The sequence below is a fragment of the Acinetobacter lwoffii genome (assembly GCF_015602705.1).
Taxonomy (GTDB): domain Bacteria; phylum Pseudomonadota; class Gammaproteobacteria; order Pseudomonadales; family Moraxellaceae; genus Acinetobacter; species Acinetobacter lwoffii_E.
Map to the genome: position 1 here is coordinate 1244353 of NZ_CP059081.1, position 22378 is coordinate 1266730.

Here is a 22378-nt window from a genome sequence, read left to right on the forward strand (position 1 = left end):
CTTATTCTCCTTGAGAAGCAGTCGCATGTTCACCAGCTACATGAGCTTCAGAAGCAGACGCTTCATGAGCAACAGCATCAGTCGCTGCAGCTTCTACAGGAGCTGAATGGTCAGCACCGTGGTAGTTACTCATATACTTGTGAATCACAGATTCAAACAAACCTTGCTCTACAGAAGAGTAGTAAGTCACAGGATGTGGCTTAGTAGGGTAAGGCTTCATTGCTTCAGCAGCAGCCTTCTCTTCAGGAGTCTTAGCTCTTGCAATAATCGCTTCGATCTGGTGAACACCGCGGTTACCGTCACGTAAGCTTGCAAATTCAGCTTGGTCTAGAACAGTTTTTTGTACTGCATTAGGGTTAACTGAAGTACCGTTTCCTGCCTGAATAGCAGAAACCCATTCGGCAAACTGGGCATCAGTCACAGAATGTGCACGGAAGCGCATTTGTGAGAAGCCGTAACCTGAATAGTTTGAAGAGAAACCACGGTAGCCTTCAGCTGGGCTAGTTTCATCAGCTAATAGGTTGAGGTGAGTTTGCATACCTGCCATTGCATAAATCTGACCACTTAACGCCGGGATGAAGAACGAGTTCATCGTGAAGTTAGAGGTTAAACGAAGGCTTACCGGAGTTTTCTCTGGGAAACGCAATTCGTTAACAGTTGCAATGCCTTGCTCAGGATAGATGAAGATCCATTTAAATTGCTCAGCAATAACTTGAACAGTTAATGGCGCTTTATCTGCTTCAATTGGACGGTATGGGTCATACTTGTGGGAGCCCCACCAAGTTAACCAAGCTAAAATACCAATAATAATGACAGGGATACCCCATACTACAATTTCAATCGCAGTAGAGTGTGTCCATGTAGGTTTATAGTCTGCGTCTTTATTCGATGCACGATATTTCCAACCGAACCATAATGCCATGATGATTGATGGAATAACCACCAAAAGCATTAAGTAAATCGCAGTCATCATCAGGTTACTTTGACCTGCTGCAACTGGACCTTTAGAGTTCAGAAGTACCATATCACCACCACACCCGGTCAAGAGTGCAGTCATCGCAGATAAAGACAATACAGCTAAAATCGTTTGTCTCATTTTACAACCTCGGTGAAGAGTCCCATTCCCTAATTTAATATGGGATAGCGATTAAAGTGCATATGACAAAAAAGGCTGAATTTTACAAAACATCCTATTAATCACAATACACCGCTACGTTGTAGGGCATTATGCCTGAGATTCACGAACTAAGCTATATCTAGGGCGCTTTAAATGCCTGTAATAAAAACCGATTTTGCTGGTCTGGATTGGGGAGGATTTATGGGAATTTTATTTCAATTTCAAAGTTCTGTAATCAAAATGGGATGATATTCATCCCATTTTGTGTATTCCTGCGCTATTGTTTCACAACTTTCGTTTTTGCTAGTTTATCGTGCAAGGTTTGACGTTTTTTGCCCAATCCGAAGGCCCAGTCAATAATTAAACTCAGTGGCATAAATACAATATTTAAAAATATGAAGAATACGCTACGAATAGTAAAAGCGCGCAACAGGCTGGGCTTTTCACCTGATTCTGCATCTACAATTTTGATTTTCGTGAGCTTTTTACCAATACTTTGGCCTGATTTGGCAATCAGAAAGGCTTGAATGGCCAGCATGATAATCAAATAGACCGCTGTGGCAAGCCACGCCTGCTGAGAAAACATCTCAAACATTTGAGTCTGTAATTGTTGGGCCAGTGCAGGATCTGCATCGCTACTTAGCACGACATTCATGAACTCTTCATTCAGTTGTGCAAATCGGGTTTCCTGTTCAGGCGTAAAAAATGCAGTCAAAATGAAGGTTGCTGGTAACCACAGTAACACATCTACAATTTTGGCCAGGATACGGCTTGGAATACTGGCGAGTTCATTTTTTTGAGTCGCTGTTTGAGTATGAGGCTGTGAGTAGGCCGAAGTCGTTGGCTGGCTGTTCTGGAATATCGGTGTTTCAGGTGTGACTGCCGGAGCGACATAACCTTCAGGTTGATATACCGATTTTCCTTGGGTAAGTTCACCTAAGGCTTTCCATTCTGTCATACCTTGATGCCATGCCAGGTCAGTCAGCATGACTTGTTGATTCGCCAGCATCTGATTCAATTGCTCGAGCGTATATGGACCAGCTTGTTGATTGTTTCGTGCCAAGTAAATCTGCATATAGACTGAATCTCAATATATAAATGTGAACTGATAATAGCTTTGATCAAGATTGTATTGAATTCTATTTTGAAAACAAACATCCTCTTATCGTAAGATATAGATTAATTGAGGATTTTCAATCATATTTCTCATTAAAAATGCGCCCATACAAAATTGCAAGGATCTCTACTCTTAAAAATATCTTCCCGAACACTCAATGGTTATTCATTATTATTGCCATTTTGATATGACTTTACTGTTGGTATTTGTTTGTCATTACAGTCTTTATGTGTTGATAAGCTTTGATTTAATTATATTTATAAATTCAATCGTTAATCTTGCGATTAGGCCTTTAATTATTAATTTTCAAACAGTAAATCATAATATCTATCTCATAAAAAAGACCCTATAAAAGGGTCTTTTTTATTCACAATTGCTTATGCTTTTTGCACTTTTTCTTCAGCCAGGAAGAACCAGGTTTCAAGTACCGAGTCTGGGTTTAAAGACACAGAGTCGATACCTTGTTCCATTAACCATTGTGCAAGATCTGGGTGATCAGAAGGACCTTGACCACAAATGCCTACATATTTGCCAGCTTTACGGCATGCTTGAATTGCAAGAGAAAGCAACGCTTTAACCGCAGGGTCGCGCTCATCAAATAGGTGAGAGACAATACCAGAGTCACGGTCAAGACCAAGTGTTAATTGTGTCAAGTCGTTTGAACCAATAGAGAAACCATCGAAATGTTCAAGGAACTGATCTGCCAATAAAGCATTGGTTGGAAGTTCACACATCATGATCACTTTAAGGCCATTTTCACCGCGCTTAAGACCATTTAATGCAAGAAGTTCAATGACACGTTTCGCTTCAGCAACAGTACGAACAAATGGAATCATGATCTGGATATTGGTTAAACCCATTTCATCACGTGCCTTTTTTAATGCACGACATTCAAGTTCGAAGCAATCACGGAAGTTGTCAGAAACGTAGCGACTTGCACCACGGAAACCTAGCATCGGGTTTTCTTCTTCTGGCTCGTATAACTTACCACCGATCAAGTTTGCATATTCGTTAGACTTGAAGTCTGACATACGAACAATGACTGGCTTGTCTGCAAATGCAGCAGCAAGTGTCGAGATACCTTCAACCAGTTTCTCTACATAGAATTCAATTGGAGATGCATAACCTGCAGTACGCGCCATGACTGCTGCACGTGTTTCACGTGGAAGGCTGTCAATATTGATCAATGCTTTCGGGTGAACACCAATCATACGGTTAATAATGAATTCAAGACGCGCCAGACCAATACCTGCGTTTGGAATTTGAGCAAAGTCAAATGCACGGTCCGGGTTACCCACGTTCATCATGACTTTAAATGGAAGAGCAGGCATAGACTCAATTGAATTCTTTTGAATTTCAAAATCTAGTGCGCCTTCATAGATAAAGCCAGTATCACCTTCGGCACAAGACACAGTCACTTCCTGACCGTCTACAAGAACTTCAGTTGCATTACCACAACCAACGATTGCAGGAACACCAAGCTCACGTGCAATGATTGCAGCGTGACAAGTACGACCACCACGGTTTGTTACAATCGCAGCTGCACGTTTCATGACTGGTTCCCAATCCGGGTCAGTCATATCAGATACAAGAACATCACCATCTTGTACTTTGTCCATTTCTTTAATAGACGTCACAATGCGGACTTTACCAGAACCAATGCGTTGACCGATTGAACGGCCTTCACAGATCACAGTACCGCGTTGTTTCAACAGGTAGCGTTCCATGGTGCCGACATTTTCACGGCTTTTTACAGTTTCAGGACGCGCCTGAACGATGTAAATCTTGCCATCATCGCCATCTTTTGCCCACTCGATGTCCATTGGTGCACCGTAGTGGTTTTCAATGATCAGCGCTTGTTTAGCAAGTTCTTGTAATTCCTGGTCGTTTAAAGCGAACTGTTGGCGTTCAGCTTTTTCAACATCCACGACAACAACAGATTTACCTGCAGATGCTTCTTCACCATAAATCATTTTCTGGTGCTTAGAACCCAGGTTGCGACGAAGGATTGCGTGTCGGCCTGCATTTAAAAGCGGTTTAGAAATATAGAATTCGTCCGGGTTAACTGCACCTTGAACGACCATTTCACCCAAACCATAAGATGCGGTAATGAATACTGCATCACGGAAGCCTGATTCAGTATCTAGCGTAAACATTACACCTGCAGCGCCAGTTTCTGAACGAACCATGCGTTGTACACCAGCAGACAGCGCAACTACATCATGGGCAAAGTTTTGGTGTACACGGTAAGAGATTGCGCGGTCGTTGTACAAAGATGCAAACACTTCTTTGATTGCGATCAGAACGTTATCGATACCACGAATGTTCAAGAAAGTTTCTTGCTGGCCGGCAAAAGAAGCATCCGGCAAATCTTCTGCAGTTGCAGAAGAACGAACGGCAACCGGGATGTCAGGGTTGCCGTTAGAAAGTTCTGCAAATGCTGTACGAACTTCTTGTTCTAATGCAGGCGTAAGTGGAGTATCCACAATCCATTGACGAATTTTTGCGCCAGTTTCAGCAAGTGCATTTACATCATCAACATTGAGTGCAGCAAGCTCTGCATTGATTTTAGCGTTTAGGCCACTTTGCTCGAGAAATTCACGGTAGGCATCGGCAGTCGTTGCGAAACCACCTGGCACAGATACACCAGCATTTGATAAGTGGCTGATCATTTCGCCTAGTGATGAGTTTTTCCCACCGACCAGCTCAACGTCGTGCTTCCCTAATTTTTCCAGACCAATTACGCGCGCTTCCAAAGTTGTTACTCCACTTTTGCAGTATTAATCACTATCTCGGCATGAGAGTATAGCAAATCATCTAGGTTTTTGATTTTACTAAGCGACAGTCATGTAAGATCGGTTTACTATAAAGATTATATAGCACTAAGACAAATGTTGGAGGAGAATTTTAATGTCGGAAGGTAAACAAATTCAGCGTAGTGTTTTCTTTATTTCAGATGGTACCGCCATCACCGCTGAAACCCTTGGACACTCGCTGTTAGCGCAGTTTCCGCATGTGAAATTTGACATTCATATTATCCCTTACATTAGTTCCGAAGAAGCGGCTACAAATGTGGTGGCAGAGATCAATGCAAGAGCTCAAATCGACGGTGAAAAACCGCTGGTATTTGATACCCTAGTTGATCCCTATGTGCGCGACATTATTAATACTGCAAATGCAGTAAATCTCGATGTATTTGAAGGGCTTATTAGTAAGTTGGCTGATGAATTAGGCACGATTCCTACAACTTTAGTCGGGCAGACCCACGCGGTGACCGACTCTGAGTCTTATAAGGCCCGTATTGATGCTGTTCATTTTGCTTTAGATAACGACGACGGCGCACGTACCCGTCATTATGATAAAGCTGACCTGATCCTGATTGGTGTATCGCGTTCAGGTAAAACCCCGACCTCTATTTATCTGTCTTTGCAGTTCGGTATTCGCGTGGCGAACTATCCACTGACTGAAGAAGATTTGGATGATAACCGACTGCCAGCCGTGCTGCGACCGCATAAAAACAAGCTGTTTGGCCTGATGATTGATGCGGAACGCCTTGTGGCCATTCGTTCTGAGCGTAAGGCCAATAGCCGTTATGCCAGCTTTAGTCAGTGTCAGATGGAGTTACGTGCGATTGAAGGCATTTATATTTCGGAAGGCATCAAGTACCTGAATGTGTCTGAAATGTCGATTGAAGAAATCTCAACACGTGTGTTGCAAATGACCGGTTTAAAACGTCGAATCGGTTAAGAAATTAGCCAGAGCCAAACTGCGGTTTGGCTTTGATTTATAGCTAAAAATTACAAGTAAGCATTGATTAATCGAAATAATGTATGATTTTTATAATTTAAATAAAATATCAGGTATCATTTTTAAAAATACCTTAGAGTCTTCTTTGCTCATTTTGTTGAATAAATCATCATGTCGGTTCTTGATACGTAAATAAAAATCTCATTATCAGCTTACCAATTTTTCATTTTTACTCGCCAGCGTGAGTTATTTTTCTGCTAAATAAGTATGAATAATGATATCGACCGGATGCTGTTCACCATTAATACAATGAATTGTATTTTCCGAAATTTTCAGAATCGGCCAGGTAATCAGGCGGCAATTTTCACGTTGTAGGGCAGCATAATAATGATCTGATTTCAGATAAATTTTACGGGAAGATGCAAGATTTGGCATTAACTGGCGTCTTAGCCACAAATTCTGCACCTGATTTTCTAAAAACCGCAGAGAAAGCAAGCTTTTAATGCGGTTGTTAAATAAGCGGCGATTTTTACCAATCAATGGGTGATTAATAATTCGTTGCAGAATTCGGTCGGAACCGGGCAGTACAAAAGCAGGATTAATCTGGAAAACTTTTACCGAACGGGCATGTTGACTGATTTTATCCAGCTGGCTCACGGTAAACTGATCTGTGCCAATAATAGCAATATCTTTATCTGCATAATCCAATTCTAGCAGTTCGGAAGAGGGTGCTTTAATTCCAGTAAACTGCTGAAAATGTTCGGGGCGATTTTCAAAAATACCAGCGTGTGGATCCTGCTTGGTAGACATTAGAATTCCTTGAATTTATTTAATAATTAATTTTCTTTGTATGAGATATAAACAAAAACTCAAGCCAGGGTAAAGTGAAAAATTTAACTTAGACAGTCATCTATTTGACCAAAATATAAAATCTGACTTTATTGAAGACTGAATGGATTTATATGCAATCCAAAAGGAATGACTTTTAACTTGACGAGATCGACGAAGGAAATAAAGTTGAGTTATTTGTCAAAGAAGAAGCAGTTTAATGGTGTAGTCGATAGAAATGATTTTACTGGGATGTTTCTTTTAGTCATTTATCTTTAAAGATGAAAAACATCTACCCATTGCTGAGAATAGGTAGATGCAACTCTTATTTACTGACCATTTTTAATTTGCATCAACAGCTCAAAGTTATGTAGGCGTTTGTCAGTGTCATAGATGTCGCAAGTAAAGATAAACTCATCCACGTCATATTTGGCTAAAAGCGATGCCAGACCGGCTTTAACGGTTTCTTTGGAACCGACCTGGGCCATGGCAAAGAAATTATCGACTGACATTTTTTCCGGCGGCGACCACAGACCTTCCATCGAATCAATTGGTGCTTTAAGTTTTAGGCTTTGCCCACGAATCAGTGATAAAACCCGCTGATAGGCACTGGTCGCTAGATATTCTGCTTCTTCATTGGTATCTGCGACACAGGTTGGTACGCCCATCGACACATAAGGACGATCGAGATATTCAGACGGTTCGAAATTGTCACGATATAATTGAATGGCCTGACCCAGCATACGCGGGGCAAAATGTGAAGCAAATGAATAAGGTAGACCAAGTTTTGCTGCCAGTTGTGCGCTAAACAGACTGGACCCTAATAACCATACAGGTACATGCGTGCTTTGGCCTGGAGTTGCCACAATGCGTTGACCTGGAATCGGGTCTTTAAAGTATTGCAGAATTTCTAAAACATCCTGTGGAAACTGATCTTCGGTTTCCTGACGGCCACGACGCAGGGCACGCATGGTCATTTGATCGGTACCTGGAGCACGGCCCAGACCCAGTTCAATCCGGTCCGGATAGAGCGTCGCCAATGTGCCGAACTGTTCAGCCACGACCAGCGGTGCATGGTTGGGCAACATAATTCCGCCAGAGCCTAAAGTTAAGGTTTTGGTATTCGCCAGTAAATAGCCTAAGAGAACTGCAGTTGCTGAACTGGCAATACCATCCATATTATGATGTTCTGCCAGCCACATCCGGCGATAACCCAATTTTTCTGCTGTTTGGGCAAGTTCCAGCGCATGGTTCAGCGCGAATTGAATGCTCTTGTCGTCACGAACAGGAACCAGTTCGAGTATAGAGAACTGGGTATCGTTAAGCGTACGCATAGTATTACTCTTAAATAAACATCTCTAAAAGCATACGACTTTAGAATGTATTTGTATATCGAAAAAAATCGATATAAGTGTAAACCAAAAGATAAAGATAAAAAATAAAGGCAAAAAAATAAGCATCCGAAGATGCTTATAAAGGAGGAAAGAATAAGGGGAGAGAATCTTAACGACGACGGTTGTTATAGCGATAATCGTTATAACGGTAGTTACGAGAAGAGTTATAGCGACGTTCGCTGCGGTCATCATAACGACGGTCTTCGCTAACTTTTTTACCTAAAGCTGAACCACCTGCTGAACCCAGTGCCGCACCGATATAACCACCGTTAGTGCCTGCCATGTTTCGGCCAACTGCATAACCTGCACCGCCACCTAAAGCACCACCGATAATCGCACCATTACGGTCACGTTTATTTGCCGCTACTGCGGCACCCGCACCGCCACCAATCGCTGAACCGATTGTTGCACCAGTGGTACCGCCCATTTTATTACCTACTGCAGCACCAACAACACCACCTAGTGCAGAAGCTAAAGCTGTATTGGTTGTATTGCCTGCATTGGCAGCTGTCATACCCATGGCTGAGGTTGCTACAACAGCGATCATTAGAGATTTATAGTTCATGAGGACACCTTTTATATATCTAGCTATATTTTGTTGATGAGATAAATTTAATCTAGCAAGCGCCAAACAGCATGGAGGCAATGTTGGCGAATTGTGATTTTTATCTCCTTAATTTATTCATGATGTGGGCAGGGTAATTTCATGTATTAATTGAAAATTCACGTATTAAAGCCACAATAAAAAAAGCACCAAAAGGTGCTTTTCATGTTAAATGTAGCGTCTGGTCTAAACTGCCTGAGCGCAAATTAACGGTAACGTTTTTTCCAGTGTTTAGAGCGTTTTTCAGCTGCTTTATCTTTGGCAATCTTGTTACCTAGTGCAGCACCACCGGCAGCACCCAAAGCTGAACCGATATAACCGCCGTTAGTGCCGCCCATATTTTTACCTACGGTATAACCTGCACCGCCACCTAGGGCACCACCAATGGCAGATTCAGTACGGTTTTTCTTGCTGCTTGCAACTGCTGCACCGCCAGCACCACCTAAAGCAGCACCAATGGTTGCACCAGTATTACCGCCCATGTTTTTACCTAATGCTGTACCTGCAACACTACCTAAAGCACTTGCTGCTGCAACACGCGCTGTACTGTCGGCATGTGCGTTTACGGTCATCATTGAACCAGCAGCTAAAACTGTACTCATTAAAAGTGCGTTGAGTTTCATGTCATCACTCCGTGTCCATCTACAGGACTGTAGTTATTTCGATGCGGAAAATGTAACAAATCATGCCCAAAACAATATGAAGATGTTTCTTCATAATTCCCTGCTTTATTTGGCGAATTGTAAAATCAGCAAGAAATAAGAATAAGATCGACTATAAAAAAAGCAATTCCACTGTTTTTAATCATATTTGTTAACAAATGCTGTAGAGCACGAATGATAGCAACGCGGACTTACTCAATAATGATGTTCATTAGAAGCCAGAGTCGTTAAACTAGGCGCAATTTTTTGATTTCGCTGTGCTAAATCGGTTTTTAGTCGCAGCCTATGTTTGAGATTTTTTAGAAAATGAAAGAATCGTTACGTTTACGATTAGACCAACTCTCTGACCGCCATGAAGAATTGACCGCATTACTGGCTGATGTAGAAGTCATTTCTGATAATAAGCGCTTCCGTCAATTGTCACGTGAGCATAATGACTTAACAGAAATCACCAATGTCTGGACCAAGTACAGACAGGCTGAAGAAGACATTGAAACAGCTCAGGCCATGCTGTCAGATCCGGACTTTAAGGAAATGGCGCAGGAAGAAATTAAAGAGAATAAAGCTTTAATTGAATCGCTTGAAGCAGACCTGAACATCTTGATGATTCCGAAAGATCCGAATGATGCCAACTCGGCTTATCTTGAGATTCGTGCCGGAACCGGCGGCGATGAAGCTGCGATTTTCTCAGGCGATTTATTTCGTATGTATAGTAAATATGCGGAAAACCAAGGCTGGCGTATTGAAATCCTCTCTGAAAATGAAGGCGAACATGGTGGCTATAAAGAAGTCATCTGCCTGATTAATGGTGACGGGGTTTACGGTCGTCTAAAATTTGAAAGTGGTGCGCATCGTGTACAGCGTGTACCAGCGACCGAATCACAAGGCCGTGTGCATACCTCAGCATGTACCGTTGCGATTCTTCCTGAAATTGATGTCGATACCTCGGTTGAAATCAACTCATCTGATTTGCGCATTGATACCTATCGTGCTTCAGGTGCAGGTGGTCAGCATGTTAACAAAACCGATTCTGCAGTACGTATTACTCATATTCCAACCGGCACCGTAGTGGAGTGTCAGGAAGAGCGTTCACAGCATAAGAACAAGGCCAAAGCGATGGCACTGCTGGTATCACGTTTAGAAAATGCCAAACGTGCAGCAGCAGATGCAGCAACCTCGGAAATGCGTCGTGACCTGGTGGGTTCGGGGGATCGTTCAGAACGTATCCGTACCTATAACTATCCGCAAGGTCGTATGACAGATCACCGCATTAACCTGACTTTATACAAGCTGGATGCCGTGATGGAAGGTGATTTGACTGAATTGCTGGACAGCCTGCATCGCGAATATCAGGCGGATCAATTGGCCATGCTTGCACAGCAGAATGGTGGATAATGAATATTTTACAAGCCTTGGCTTTACGCGGCGAAGCTGAAAGTTACGAACGTCAGGAAAATGCCTGGTTACTGGAACACATCACCAAGATTGATTCATTTGATCTGCTGATGAAAAAGGATCAGGAGTTAACGCCGGAACAGGAACAGGCGTATAAAGACGGATTGGCGCGTATTGCTGCCGGTGAGCCTTTGGCTTATGTCACTGGTTCACAGCCATTCTGGACTTTAGACCTCAAAGTGACCAAAGATACCTTGGTGCCACGTCCGGATACTGAAGTGCTGGTTGAGACTGTGTTGAAATTGGATTTGCCTGATGATGCCCGTGTGGTGGATTTGGGTACAGGTACTGGTGCAATTGCCTTATCACTGGCATCTGAACGTTCTAACTGGACACTAACCGCTTCCGATATCTACGAGCCTACGCTTGAGGTGGCGAAATATAATGCGGAACAACATGATATTGAGAATGTGGAATTTGTTCTGGGTTCATGGTTGAAACCATTTGGCCGTCAATTCTTTGATGCCATTGTATCGAATCCACCTTATATCGATGCTGATGATGTGCATATGCAGAATCTGGCGACTGAACCGGAACGTGCGCTGGTGGCAGATAAAAAGGGGCTGGCCGATATTGAAATGATTATTCTGCAAGCCAAGAAGCATTTGACTGTGAATGGTTGGGTGGTGCTTGAACATGGTTATGATCAGGCAGACGCCGTACAACATCTATTTAAACAGGCGGGTTATAAGCAAGTCCGCACGGTTAAAGATTATAGCGGGAATGATCGCGTGACTTTGGGTCAATGGCCGCATTAATCTGTAATTCTTTTCTATAAAAAAGCGACTACATTAGTCGCTTTTTTATTGGATTTTTTCTTTATAAATTCCTGACTGCATTTGAAACCTTAAGTATTTTTAATAACATCACGCCATAACTAAAAACAAAAAAGCGATGCCAGAGCACCGCTTTCGAGGAATTTTTAAAAATAATTACATTGGATAGTCTTGTAGACAGTCATAGACTTCTACCTGATCCAGACTACCAGTTTCCATTGCCAGACAAAGTGCCACAACTTTTAAAGTATCTGCCAGAGATTTTTCATCTTTCAAGGCAATACCTTGTTGTAATTCATTGATACGTTCTGCCGGAATTTCAAGGGCCTGAGCCGCTTCCACAGCATCTACCTGGTTAAAGAAGTGCAGAATTGCATCTTTCAGTTCTGCATCCGATGCATTTAAAATCCCTTGATTCAACTGTTCTGTGATGAGATCAGTCGAAGAAAATAAAGCTTTAGAGAAGTTTTGGACAAGATTTTGCCCAAGCACATCAGTCATCTTTAACATGGAGATACCTTCAACTAGAAAGGAAAATGGAGAGTACAGCCAATAGCAAAAGTGCTATAAATTGAATGAAAAATAATCTATTATCGGGTAAATTGCAAAGCTTTTCGGGTGACTGTGTAGTCCTGCTAATATATGTTTCAGGGCTTGAAATATATAATCATAATAAAAATAAATGCTTAGAATGTAAGTATTTTTGAATGATATTTTTAAAGTCTAAATTTATATAAATTATCTAATATTATTTTGCCGATACGCACCTGGACTGACGCCAGTCCACTTTTTGAATGCACGATGAAATGCACTGGATTCCTGAAAGTTAAGCTGATCGCTGATCTCTTGTAAACTTTGTTCAGTACGGGTCAGTAATTCAATTGCGGTATCCCGGCGTATCTCATTTTTTAATTGCTGATAGCTGACACCTTCACTTTTTAAACGTCGTTGCATGGTGGCTTCAGACATATTCATTTTTAAGGCTAGTTCATTCAGTTCCAGCCATTCTGCCGGCGAAACCTGTAGCAATTTTCGGCGAATCTGGGTGCTCAAGGCATAGGGGTTTTTAAAACGCACCAATAAATTTTGTGGTGTTTGCTGAATAAACTGATACCAAGACTGAGTGTCCTGTTTAATCGGCAGTTGCAGATAGCTGGCATCAAATTGCACGTAATTTTCGCTGGCCTGATATTCAATCTGTTCACAGAATCGAACTTTGTAATCAAAATCATTCAGTGGTGCTGCACATTTCAATTGAATCTGATTAAGCAAAATCCGTTGTCCACTTAACCAGCAGATCAGGGTATGAATCAGCATCAGATAAGTCGCATAACTAAACATACGTTTGGTTGTTTTTAAATCATAAATCACGATATAGGCATAGTGTTCCTCAACCATGAGCGTGCTTTGCAGGTCGTCCAAAACCAAGTTGAGAAATTGCAGAATGTTTTGCAGCGCTTTTTCCAGTGTATCTGCCTGCATAACCATTTTCGAAAGCAATTTAAAACTGCCACGACGCATGGCATGGCTGTCCATGCCAAAAAATTCGTCATTCATGCTATCTGCAAGCACAGTCCATAATTGGGCAAATTGGCTGACCGACACGCGTGCCTTGGGAGCATTTAATACTTCTGCTGGGATATTGGCTTTTTTCAGAATGTCAGAGATATCAAATTGCAGCCGTTTGGCATCCAGCAATGCTTCATTCACCAGATCAATCGAGATGGTGCCTTTGCTATATTCCAGTGCAGGCTTATGCATATTCAGTTTGACATCCTTGTTTTCATTGTCCAAATACATCATGCAAGATGCAATATTTGGAAATTGTACAGAATAAAAACTCTATTTACTCTGCATATTAAGTCGTATCTGAAATAGAAAAATCGCTAGGAAATAAACATGAACATTCAGGGAAAAGTTATTGTGATCACCGGTGGTGCCTCAGGTTTGGGTGCAGCTACAGCGACTCATTTGGTTGCACACGGCGCTAAAGTAATTCTGGTTGATATGAATCAGGAGCAGGGTCAGGCATTACAGCAGCAACTGGGTTCACAGTCTGAATTTGTACAGCTCGATGTGACCGATGAGCAGGCCGTTGAAGCTTTCTTCGCTCATGTTGAAAGCACGTATGGTCAACTGAATGGCTTGATCAACTGTGCCGGGATTGCACCGTCTGCCAAAGTATTGGGACGAAACGGCATCCATGAGTTGGCGATGTTTCAAAAAGTGCTGAATATTAATGTAAACGGGACTTTTAACATGCTGAGTCATGCGGCGGCTTTAATTGCAAAATATGAGCTGCAAGCTGGTGAAGAAGAACGTGGCGTGATTGTGAACACCGCTTCGGTTGCCGCTTATGACGGCCAAATTGGCCAGACTGCCTATGCGGCTTCTAAAGGTGCAGTCGTCGCCATGACTTTACCTTTGGCACGTGAACTGGCTCGTGAAGCGATCCGTGTCATGACCATCGCGCCGGGCATTATGGAAACTCCGATGCTGAAAGGCATGCCGCAAAATGTCCAGGATGCTTTGGGGCAAATGGTGCCGTTTCCACCACGTCTGGCAAAACCACAGGAATTCGCCCAACTGGTGGGGCATATCTTTGAAAATAGCTATTTAAATGGTGAGGTCATTCGTCTGGATGGCGCGATTCGCATGCAGCCTAAATAAGTCTTCGATTTATATAGGACATGATGATTTGCACAGCTACCAATTTCTCATTGAATTCAAATGACTTTGTTTAAGCATGCATTTTCTTTTGAAGGATCAAAAGAAACAAAAGTCCTTTGCGAAACTGAAGATACATCCCTGTATCTCAGTTTCGCAGGCGACATCCCTGCCGCTTTATCCGACGTGCCAATGATCTCAATAGTAAAAAGCTTGAAGTAAATAAATAGATATAGAAAGGGAAGTTCAATGATTTTAAATGATGAACAAAAAATGATTCAGGACATGATGCGCAATTATTCGCAGCAGAAACTGAAACCGACAGCGGCCTTACGCGACAAAACGGCACAATTCCCAGCACAAGAACTTAAAGAACTCGGTGAGCTTGGCGCATTGGGTATGACAGTGGCTGAAGAATGGGGCGGTGCAGGTCTGGATTATGTGTCACTGGTCTTGGCGCTAGAGGAAATTGCCGCAGGTGATGGTGCAATCTCGACGATTATTAGTGTGCAGAATTCTTTGCCTTGCGGCATTACACAGCGTTATGGTACTGAAGCACAAAAACAGCAGTATTTAAGAAAGCTGGCGACAGGTGAATGGCTTGGCTGTTTCTGCTTGACGGAACCTCAGGCCGGTTCAGATGCGAGTGCACTTGAATGTAGAGCTGAACGTGATGGTGATCAATGGGTATTGAATGGCACCAAGCAGTTTATCACGACAGGTAAACACGCACAGATTGCACTAGTCTTTGCTGTGACCGATAAATCGGCAGGGAAAAAAGGTATTTCATGTTTTCTGGTGCCGACCGATGCACCGGGTTATATCGTGTCACGTCTAGAGGAGAAAATGGGTCAACATTGTTCCGATACCGCGACCATCGTTCTGGATAATTGCCGGATTCCTGCTGCCAACCTGCTGGGGCAGGAAGGTGAAGGCTATAAAATTGCTTTATCAAATCTTGAGTCTGGTCGGATCGGCATTGCAGCACAATCTGTTGGTATGGCGCGGGCTGCACTGGATGCTGCAGTGGAATATGCCAATGACCGCAAAGCCTTTGGTGTGGAAATTGTGCAGCATCAGGCTGTGGCATTCAGACTCGCAGATATGGCAACACAAATTGAAGCTGCACGTCAGCTCACCTTGCATGCTGCAACCTTAAAAGATGCAGGCTTGGCGTGTCTAAAAGAAGCATCGATGGCAAAACTGTTTGCATCGACCATTGCAGAGCGAGTCTGTTCAGATGCGATTCAGATTCATGGTGGCTACGGTTATGTCTCTGATTTTCCGGTCGAGCGAATTTATCGTGATGTGCGAGTGAGCCAGATTTATGAAGGTGCATCAGATATTCAACGACTGGTGATTGCACGTGAAGTGTGTCAACGCTGATTATTTTTGATTGAAAGAGAGAATTTAGTTGATGTTAAAGGCCTGCACTTACATTGATGGATATGGAAATTGCAGGATTCAACTGAACATGATGATCTAAAGACATACAGTACGAATAATCGAAAAATAAGCCTTATCCATGTTCTAGTCCTAGGGCATGAATGCAGATTTGAAAAAAGTATGCTGATGGAATCAGCAGGAACAACAAATACAAATGGACAAACTCAGGCAAGGTCGCCTGAAAACTACAATAGGAAAGAGGTTGTCGTCATGAAGACACTAGAACAGGCATATGCTGATTTTAATTTTGAAAATATGGTTCAGGAACATCTGGTTGGAAGTGCAGAGAACATCAATGCGTATACCGAATGCTGTGGTCGCTATCTGGGTCAAAACCGAACTGCACTGATCTGGGAAGGCAAAAACGGAAACGCAGAGCAGTGGACCTTTGAACAGTTGGCAGTTGCTTCAGGACAGCTGGCCAATTATATGCATTCTCTGGGTTTAAAGGCCGGTGACTGTATTGCAGGATTGCTGCCAAGAACGCCAGCACTCTTAATTACCATATTGGCCACCTGGCGGATCGGTGCCATATACCAACCTTTATTTACTGCCTTTGAAAGTAAAGCCATTGAACATCGCATCAGTACCGCTGGCACCCAGTTGATTGTTACTGATGAAGAGCAGCGACTGAAACTTCATGATCTCAATGTTCCTAATATTCTGACTGTGCATCAGGCAGCAGCAGATGATTATCAAGATGCTGATTTCTGGACAGCCTTACAGCAACAACCGGAAGAGTTTGAACCGGTAAATTGCCAGTTTAATGATATTTTCCTGATGATGTTTACTTCAGGCACCACAGGCTTGGCAAAATCGGTTCCTGTGCCTTTAAAAGCCTTGTTGGCCTTTAAGGGTTATATGCTGCACGCTGTAGATCTGCGAGATGAAGATTCTTTCTGGAATCTGGCAGATCCGGGCTGGGCGTATGGACTGTATTATGGTATTGCAGGGCCGCTCAGTTTAGGGCACAGCATCATCATGGATGAACGTGGCTTTAGTGTCGATAATGCCTTACAAATCATTCAAAAATATCAGGTCAATAACCTGACCGGTTCGCCAACCGCATTTCGCATGTTCTTTGGCTTTAAAGAAAAATTTAATGCAGGCATCAGCTCACATTTACGCGTGGTAAGCAGTGCAGGTGAGCCGCTCACGCCTGAAGTGATTCAGTGGTTCAATCATGATTTAAATGTGAATATTTACGATCAATATGGACAGACTGAACTGGGTATGGTGATCGCTAATCATCATGGCCTGGAGCATCATAAAAAAGTCGGTTCAGCCGGTTTTGCCATTCCTGGGCATCGTTTTGCTGTATTGAACAAAGAGTATCAAGAAGTAGAAAAAGGCGGGATTGGAACCTTGGCAATTGACTGTGCAGCTTCACCTTTGATGTGGTTTGAAGGCTATGCTGGTCATAACCGCAAGTCATTTGTCGGGCAGTATTATCTCACTGGCGATACTGTGAAACTGAATGAATATGGTGGCATCGATTTTATTGGGCGTGCAGACGATGTCATTACAACCTCGGGCTATCGGGTTGGGCCTTTTGATGTAGAAAGTACTTTGCTTGAATGTGAGGAAGTGCTTGAATCTGCCGTAGTCGGCAAGCCAGATCCAGAACGAACAGAAATAGTGAAAGCCTTTGTGGTGCTTAAATCGGCTTATCCAGCCACTGAAGATTTAATGTTAAAATTGCAAAGTTATGTACGTTCACGTTTATCCAAACATGCCTATCCGAAAGAGATTGAGTTTGTAGCATCTTTGCCTAAAACATCGAGTGGCAAGATTCAGCGCAATTTACTCAAACAGCAGGAAGTTGCCAAACTTCAAGAGATGAAACGAGTCAGCTAATTTTTCAAATTAATTGTTTGATTGAATGCTAAAAGGCTGCCATAGCAGCCTTTTGGTTTTTTAAGAATTAAATCTTTTACTTAAATTTTAGTCAGATATTGAGCTGATTTTCCTAAGCTTATATTTTTAAGAGAGCAGATTGGGGTAAGCTAAAATTATAATTTTTATGTAATTACAGTAAAATTACATTAATATTTAAAATAAAATATATCAAAAATTTAGCCTCTTAATTTTAAGAGGCTAAATCTCGGTACTTACCAGATATTGCCTTGTAAATTCACTTTTTGATGCTCTGCATGCGGTTCGCCCGCTTCACCAGTAACGCCGCCTTTCAAGGCTTTAAAAAGTTGTGTGACTTTGTTATCTGTGACATTCCAATATTCTGCGCTCACTGCTTCAGCGATCAATACCCGTACGGTCGGATCATCCTTGCCTTCAAACCAGTTTTCAGCCCACGGATTCCACAACTGTTCAATCAGAATGCGGTCAGTACTGATCTGGGCATAGGCACTGATTGACACATAAATACCATCTGATGGTTTTGCAAAAGACAATCCAATTTGACCACGGCCTGTTTCTGCTGCTTTGACCAGATCATTGGTATTACGCAGGATGAAATATAAGTTTTGGCGTTCATTCATCTGCTCGGAGTTCAGCATGGTCATCGGCTGGGAGTGTATTTCATGTGTGTCGGTTAAATGGCTGATCATGGTGTAACGAACATCCTTGATCAATTCCCATAATTTTTCACAATTATCATGTTGAGTATTGTTATGCTCGGTCATGTATGTTCTCCATACGATTTTATGAAAGCTGAAAATATTGCTTGGTATTTTCAGATTAATCATATTTAGAGACAGATGCCTTAGGTCTCACTGAACTCATACATTTTCATACTCAAATACAGGCAGAGACTACAGAATTGCTAAACAAGACAGCTCGATTTACAGGGGAATTCAATAACAAAGATTTCAAAAACTTCAGGTCTGACACCTTTTATAAATGAGAAAGAGCTGTTTACTGGAACTGTTTAATTGAGGTGATTCAAAAAATCTTGCCAAGCCATAGCGGCTGCAGCTTGATACCGAGCATTTAGCTGATATGCTATTTGGCTCAACGATTGCCGAACCATTTATTGATGTGCTGTGAATTGAATGTGAGATTGATATTCCAGAGATTTATCACTCCTTAAAAACTTCACTAAAGCTAATTTTTGCGATCATTGTTAAAAATTTTCGAAACAAGGAAAGACGTTGTCTACATTTAACATGGATACCATATCCCCAGAATTCGAACTCACCGATGCTGAACTGCATCTGTATAGCCGTCAGATTCTTCTGGATGGCTGGGATATTGACGCTCAAGAACGGTTAAAATTTTCTAATATCTGCATTATTGGTTGTGGCGGGATTGGCTGTGCACTGGCAGAACTTCTGGCACGCGCAGGCGTGGGAAAAATCACCCTGATCGATCCAGATACTATCGAGATGAGTAATTTACAGCGACAACTGGCATTTATGCTGCAGGATATTGGATTTTATAAGGCAGAAATTCTGGCCAAAAGACTAAGTCAGGTTAATCCGAACGTACAGGTTGAATATGTGAATCAGGCCTTAACGGCTGAAAATGCAGTAAGTGTGATCGAGCATCAGGATCTGGTGCTAGATGGTTGTGACCAGTTTGCCACACGCTATCTGGTCAATCACATTTGCGTGGAGCTGAATGTGCCCTTATTGAGTGCCTCTGCGATTGGCTTGCAAGGCCAGCTGTTTATGGTCGAAGGGGATTCCGCCTGTTATGCCTGCCTGTTCCCGCCAGAAAATCAGGCCGATGAAAGTCTGCGCTGTGCAGATTCCGGTGTACTGGCGACCACACCGAATGTGATGGCCAGCTTGCAGGCACATCATGCCTTGTTATATCTGGGATTGGGCCAGATGCCACTTCGACAAAAGCTGTTGTTGTGGGATGGTATGAGCTTTAAGCAGCGGATTCTCGCTTTCGAAAAAGATACAGATTGCCCAATCTGTCAGGCAAGATAAGCCTGCAAAGTGAATTTTTTTTGCTACACTGCATTGAATTAATTTTTCCTAAGACATTATGAAAAACAATATCTGGTTAGATGGAATACGTTCAGTTGCCCGTATGGGAGAAACAGCAGTCGTCGCGGCAAAGGCGGGCTTTAAATATGCCACTGAAAAGCCGAGCAATGCCAAACTGATGCGTGAAACTTTTGAATCCTTAGGTTCAACTTATATCAAGCTGGGTCAGTTTATTGCCAGCACACCGTCGCTATTTCCACGTGAATACGTTGAAGAATTTCAGGGCTGTCTGGATCAGACTCCACGCTTACCGTTTAGCTATATTCAGCAAGTGTTGGCTTCTGAATTTGCAGGACGTAACCTAGATGAAATCTTTGCATCAATTGATGAAACGCCATTAGCCTCTGCATCTATTGCACAGGTGCATGCGGCCAAACTGGTGTCTGGCGAAGATGTCGTGATTAAAGTACAAAAACCGGGCGTAGAAACCATTTTGTACACTGACTTGAATGTGCTGCATTGGGCAACCAAGTTGCTGGAAAAAGCAGTCCCGAAAGTTAAGTTTGCTTCACTGGCTGACATTGTCGAAGAAATCAAAACCCGTATGGTGCGTGAAGTCGATTTTATCGAAGAAGCCCAGAATCTGGATGATTTCGTCAATTACCTGAATATCACCAACAATCAGGCAGCAACTGCACCTAAGGTGTATCATCAATATTCGACCCGTCGTGTGCTCACCATGCAGCGTTTATACGGTGTGCCTTTGACAGATTTTGAAGTGGTCAAAAAAGTATCCAAAGATCCATCTCAAGTACTCATCACTGCGATGAATACCTGGTTTGGCAGCTTGATGATGTGTAACAGTTTCCATGCCGATCTGCATGCAGGCAACCTGATGCTGCTCGAAGATGGCCGTGTCGGTTTTATTGATTTTGGTATTGTTGGTCAGCTCAAGCCTGAAGTATGGACGGCATGTATGGCATTTATGGATTCATTGCAACATACCAATTATGAGCTGATGGCGCAAAACATGCTGAAAATGGGTATGACCGCTGTGCAGATAGACACCAAAATCTTGGCTGCTGATCTGGAGCGTTTATTCAGTGGCGTGTTGATGGCAGATCCACAGGAATTGTTAACGTCGAATCCTGCTGATCTGAACGATATCATGATGGATATGGTGGCTGTGGGTGAACGTCACGGGATCCGGTTCCCGCGTGACTTTGCCTTGCTGTTCAAGCAAATGCTGTATTTCGATCGTTTCATGCGAATTCTGGCGCCGTATACCGATATCTATGCCGATCAGCGTTTGCAAATGGTGCAAAGCATGGATCCGAATCTGCTGTTAAAGCATTAATCTTAAACTCATCTAGACTTGGAAAAATCCCCCTAAATCCCCCTTTAAAGAGGGGGACTTTAAAAGCTCCTCCCTTTGTAAAGGAGCTTGAGAGGGATGTGGTCAGTATTAAATTCTCGAGCAATCCAATGGACGCCATTATTATTGAAGGTTTAAAAGTTGAGACAGTCGTGGGCTGCTTTAACTGGGAGCGTCAAATTATTCAGCCTCTAATGCTGGATTTGACCATTCAAACCGATTTAGAACAGGCATCAAACTCAGATGCACTTGCAGATACGCTGAATTATGCAGAAATTTGTGAGATTTCCAGCAAAGTCATTCAAGACGCCAAGCCTGAATTGATTGAACATGCAGCAAAGTTAGTGCTGAATGCACTTTTTACTACCTTTACAGCAATTGAATCGATTAATATTACGATCCGTAAGCCTGCCATTATCGCGCAAGCCAATTCTGTAGGGATACGTCTTGAACGCCACCGAAACGATTTTCGCCCTAGCATTAGCGAGTAATTGTCATCCTCAGCAACATTTTCAAGCTGCACAGCAACGTATTTCTGAATGGGGAGAAGTTCAGTTTTCTCCCATTTATATGATTCCTTGCCGGGATGGCATAGGCGCCGATTACTGGAATGCAGCATGTTTATTGCGAAGTTCGGTGTCTAGTGAAGACATGATTGAGCTGCTCAAACAGCTGGAACAGGCATCAGGGCGAGTACGTCCATCCCATCAGATTACTTTGGATGTTGATTTAATTGCCTGGGGCCCGGATCTTGGACATATGCAGTTGAATGAAAAAAAATTGCCTTTAGCTTTGGATGTGAAAGTGCCCATGTTTGATATCTGGCATGATGCCATGTTTGAACATGGATCACATAGTTTCCCAACAGTTGAACAGCTGATTTAAATCGAATCACATGATTTTCTGCTAATACAATTTATCTAGTACGAATGGTTAACCAGCCTGATCAAGCAAGATCAGGCTTTTTTATGATGCAGTTTTTTGTTTTTATATGAAAAGAAAAATTCAGATAAGATGGCTCAGGTAGATTTTAGGAATCATTTAAAAATGAAAATATTGGAAATTGTGGTTTCGATGATTTTAATCCTTGGGATCCTTTATGTGATCCAATGGGGATTTCATGGTTTTCCGACAGGGAATTAATATTTGATTGATTTAAAGCTCTGGAATTTATTTTAAGCTCGATAAAAAACCTCAAAGTAGCAAGAAATGAATCATCGCTATTTCACTTTTTCTTGTTATAAAAAATGATCAGCAATACGATAATGATCGCCAAGATGGCAAGAATGATCGT

At 42.4% G+C, this 22378-nt stretch carries 20 protein-coding genes; 10 read left to right on the plus strand and 10 right to left on the minus strand.

Features of this window, described 5'->3' with window-relative positions; genetic code table 11:
- Window position 1 precedes the first annotated feature (1 nt).
- From cyoA to ppsA, 3 genes are all read right to left on the minus strand, one after another.
- Window positions 2-1096: a ubiquinol oxidase subunit II gene (cyoA, locus tag H0S56_RS05970; protein WP_044108868.1), complete on the minus strand. Its 1095-nt coding sequence runs from the start codon at window positions 1094-1096 to the stop codon at window positions 2-4.
- A gap of 298 nt (window positions 1097-1394) precedes the next feature.
- Window positions 1395-2192, minus strand: a complete 798-nt coding sequence (locus H0S56_RS05975) for an RDD family protein (protein WP_195725887.1) — start codon at window positions 2190-2192, stop codon at window positions 1395-1397.
- A gap of 419 nt (window positions 2193-2611) precedes the next feature.
- Entirely contained in the window at window positions 2612-4990 is a 2379-nt protein-coding gene (gene ppsA, locus H0S56_RS05980; protein ID WP_195725888.1) for a phosphoenolpyruvate synthase, read from the minus strand.
- 154 nt (window positions 4991-5144) lie between these two features.
- Between ppsA and ppsR the strand changes: the two genes are divergently transcribed.
- Complete coding sequence (gene ppsR / locus H0S56_RS05985; protein WP_004278781.1) at window positions 5145-5981, plus strand: posphoenolpyruvate synthetase regulatory kinase/phosphorylase PpsR; 837 nt, start codon at window positions 5145-5147, stop codon at window positions 5979-5981.
- A 246-nt stretch (window positions 5982-6227) separates the two neighbouring features.
- On the opposite strand, the gene H0S56_RS05990 is transcribed toward ppsR, so the two are convergent.
- The 4 genes from H0S56_RS05990 to H0S56_RS06005 all read right to left on the minus strand — a co-directional run bounded on the left by H0S56_RS05990 (window position 6228) and on the right by H0S56_RS06005 (window position 9430).
- A complete protein-coding gene (locus H0S56_RS05990; RefSeq protein WP_044108869.1) occupies window positions 6228-6791 on the minus strand; it encodes an NAD(P)/FAD-dependent oxidoreductase in 564 nt (187 codons plus the stop codon).
- Window positions 6792-7138: 347 nt separating this feature from the next.
- Window positions 7139-8143, minus strand: coding sequence for an LLM class flavin-dependent oxidoreductase (locus H0S56_RS05995; protein ID WP_195725889.1), 1005 nt, complete (start codon window positions 8141-8143; stop codon window positions 7139-7141).
- Between the two features lie 169 nt (window positions 8144-8312).
- Entirely contained in the window at window positions 8313-8768 is a 456-nt protein-coding gene (locus H0S56_RS06000) for a hypothetical protein (RefSeq protein ID WP_004278778.1), read from the minus strand.
- Window positions 8769-9013: 245 nt separating this feature from the next.
- A complete protein-coding gene (locus tag H0S56_RS06005) occupies window positions 9014-9430 on the minus strand; it encodes a glycine zipper domain-containing protein (RefSeq protein ID WP_004645401.1) in 417 nt (138 codons plus the stop codon).
- Window positions 9431-9775: 345 nt separating this feature from the next.
- Here H0S56_RS06005 and prfA point away from each other — a divergent pair, with 345 nt between their 5' ends.
- Both prfA and prmC read left to right on the plus strand, forming a co-directional pair.
- Complete coding sequence (gene prfA / locus H0S56_RS06010) at window positions 9776-10864, plus strand: peptide chain release factor 1 (protein WP_004645400.1); 1089 nt, start codon at window positions 9776-9778, stop codon at window positions 10862-10864.
- The gene (gene prmC, locus H0S56_RS06015; protein WP_195725890.1) at window positions 10864-11682 is read left to right on the plus strand and encodes a peptide chain release factor N(5)-glutamine methyltransferase; all 819 of its coding nucleotides are present in this window, start codon (window positions 10864-10866) and stop codon (window positions 11680-11682) included. The genes prfA and prmC overlap by 1 nt, the downstream gene beginning before the upstream one ends.
- Window positions 11683-11856: 174 nt before the next feature.
- On the opposite strand, the gene H0S56_RS06020 is transcribed toward prmC, so the two are convergent.
- Together H0S56_RS06020 and H0S56_RS06025 are read right to left on the minus strand one after the other, a co-directional pair.
- Window positions 11857-12210 carry a hypothetical protein gene (locus H0S56_RS06020; protein ID WP_004278774.1) on the minus strand — a complete coding sequence of 118 codons (354 nt, stop codon included), beginning with the start codon at window positions 12208-12210 and terminating at the stop codon, window positions 11857-11859.
- Between the two features lie 228 nt (window positions 12211-12438).
- On the minus strand, window positions 12439-13461 hold the full coding sequence (locus H0S56_RS06025; protein WP_195726059.1) for an AraC family transcriptional regulator: 1023 nt from the start codon (window positions 13459-13461) through the stop codon (window positions 12439-12441).
- A gap of 138 nt (window positions 13462-13599) precedes the next feature.
- Between H0S56_RS06025 and H0S56_RS06030 the strand changes: the two genes are divergently transcribed.
- From H0S56_RS06030 to H0S56_RS06040, 3 genes are all read left to right on the plus strand, one after another.
- Window positions 13600-14370 carry an SDR family NAD(P)-dependent oxidoreductase gene (locus H0S56_RS06030; protein WP_195725891.1) on the plus strand — a complete coding sequence of 257 codons (771 nt, stop codon included), beginning with the start codon at window positions 13600-13602 and terminating at the stop codon, window positions 14368-14370.
- A gap of 246 nt (window positions 14371-14616) precedes the next feature.
- On the plus strand, window positions 14617-15753 hold the full coding sequence (locus H0S56_RS06035; RefSeq protein WP_195725892.1) for an acyl-CoA dehydrogenase family protein: 1137 nt from the start codon (window positions 14617-14619) through the stop codon (window positions 15751-15753).
- A gap of 270 nt (window positions 15754-16023) precedes the next feature.
- Window positions 16024-17670, plus strand: coding sequence for an AMP-binding protein (locus H0S56_RS06040; protein WP_195725893.1), 1647 nt, complete (start codon window positions 16024-16026; stop codon window positions 17668-17670).
- Between the two features lie 254 nt (window positions 17671-17924).
- On the opposite strand, the gene H0S56_RS06045 is transcribed toward H0S56_RS06040, so the two are convergent.
- On the minus strand, window positions 17925-18455 hold the full coding sequence (locus H0S56_RS06045; RefSeq protein ID WP_195725894.1) for a pyridoxamine 5'-phosphate oxidase family protein: 531 nt from the start codon (window positions 18453-18455) through the stop codon (window positions 17925-17927).
- A 483-nt stretch (window positions 18456-18938) separates the two neighbouring features.
- Here H0S56_RS06045 and H0S56_RS06050 point away from each other — a divergent pair, with 483 nt between their 5' ends.
- From H0S56_RS06050 to H0S56_RS06065, 4 genes are all read left to right on the plus strand, one after another.
- Window positions 18939-19709: a HesA/MoeB/ThiF family protein gene (locus tag H0S56_RS06050; protein ID WP_195725895.1), complete on the plus strand. Its 771-nt coding sequence runs from the start codon at window positions 18939-18941 to the stop codon at window positions 19707-19709.
- Between the two features lie 58 nt (window positions 19710-19767).
- Complete coding sequence (locus tag H0S56_RS06055; protein ID WP_195725896.1) at window positions 19768-21066, plus strand: ABC1 kinase family protein; 1299 nt, start codon at window positions 19768-19770, stop codon at window positions 21064-21066.
- Between the two features lie 128 nt (window positions 21067-21194).
- Complete coding sequence (gene folB, locus H0S56_RS06060) at window positions 21195-21575, plus strand: dihydroneopterin aldolase (protein ID WP_004645388.1); 381 nt, start codon at window positions 21195-21197, stop codon at window positions 21573-21575.
- Window positions 21532-21969: a 2-amino-4-hydroxy-6-hydroxymethyldihydropteridine diphosphokinase gene (locus tag H0S56_RS06065; RefSeq protein ID WP_195725897.1), complete on the plus strand. Its 438-nt coding sequence runs from the start codon at window positions 21532-21534 to the stop codon at window positions 21967-21969. The genes folB and H0S56_RS06065 overlap by 44 nt, the downstream gene beginning before the upstream one ends.
- Window positions 21970-22378: the final 409 nt, after the last annotated feature.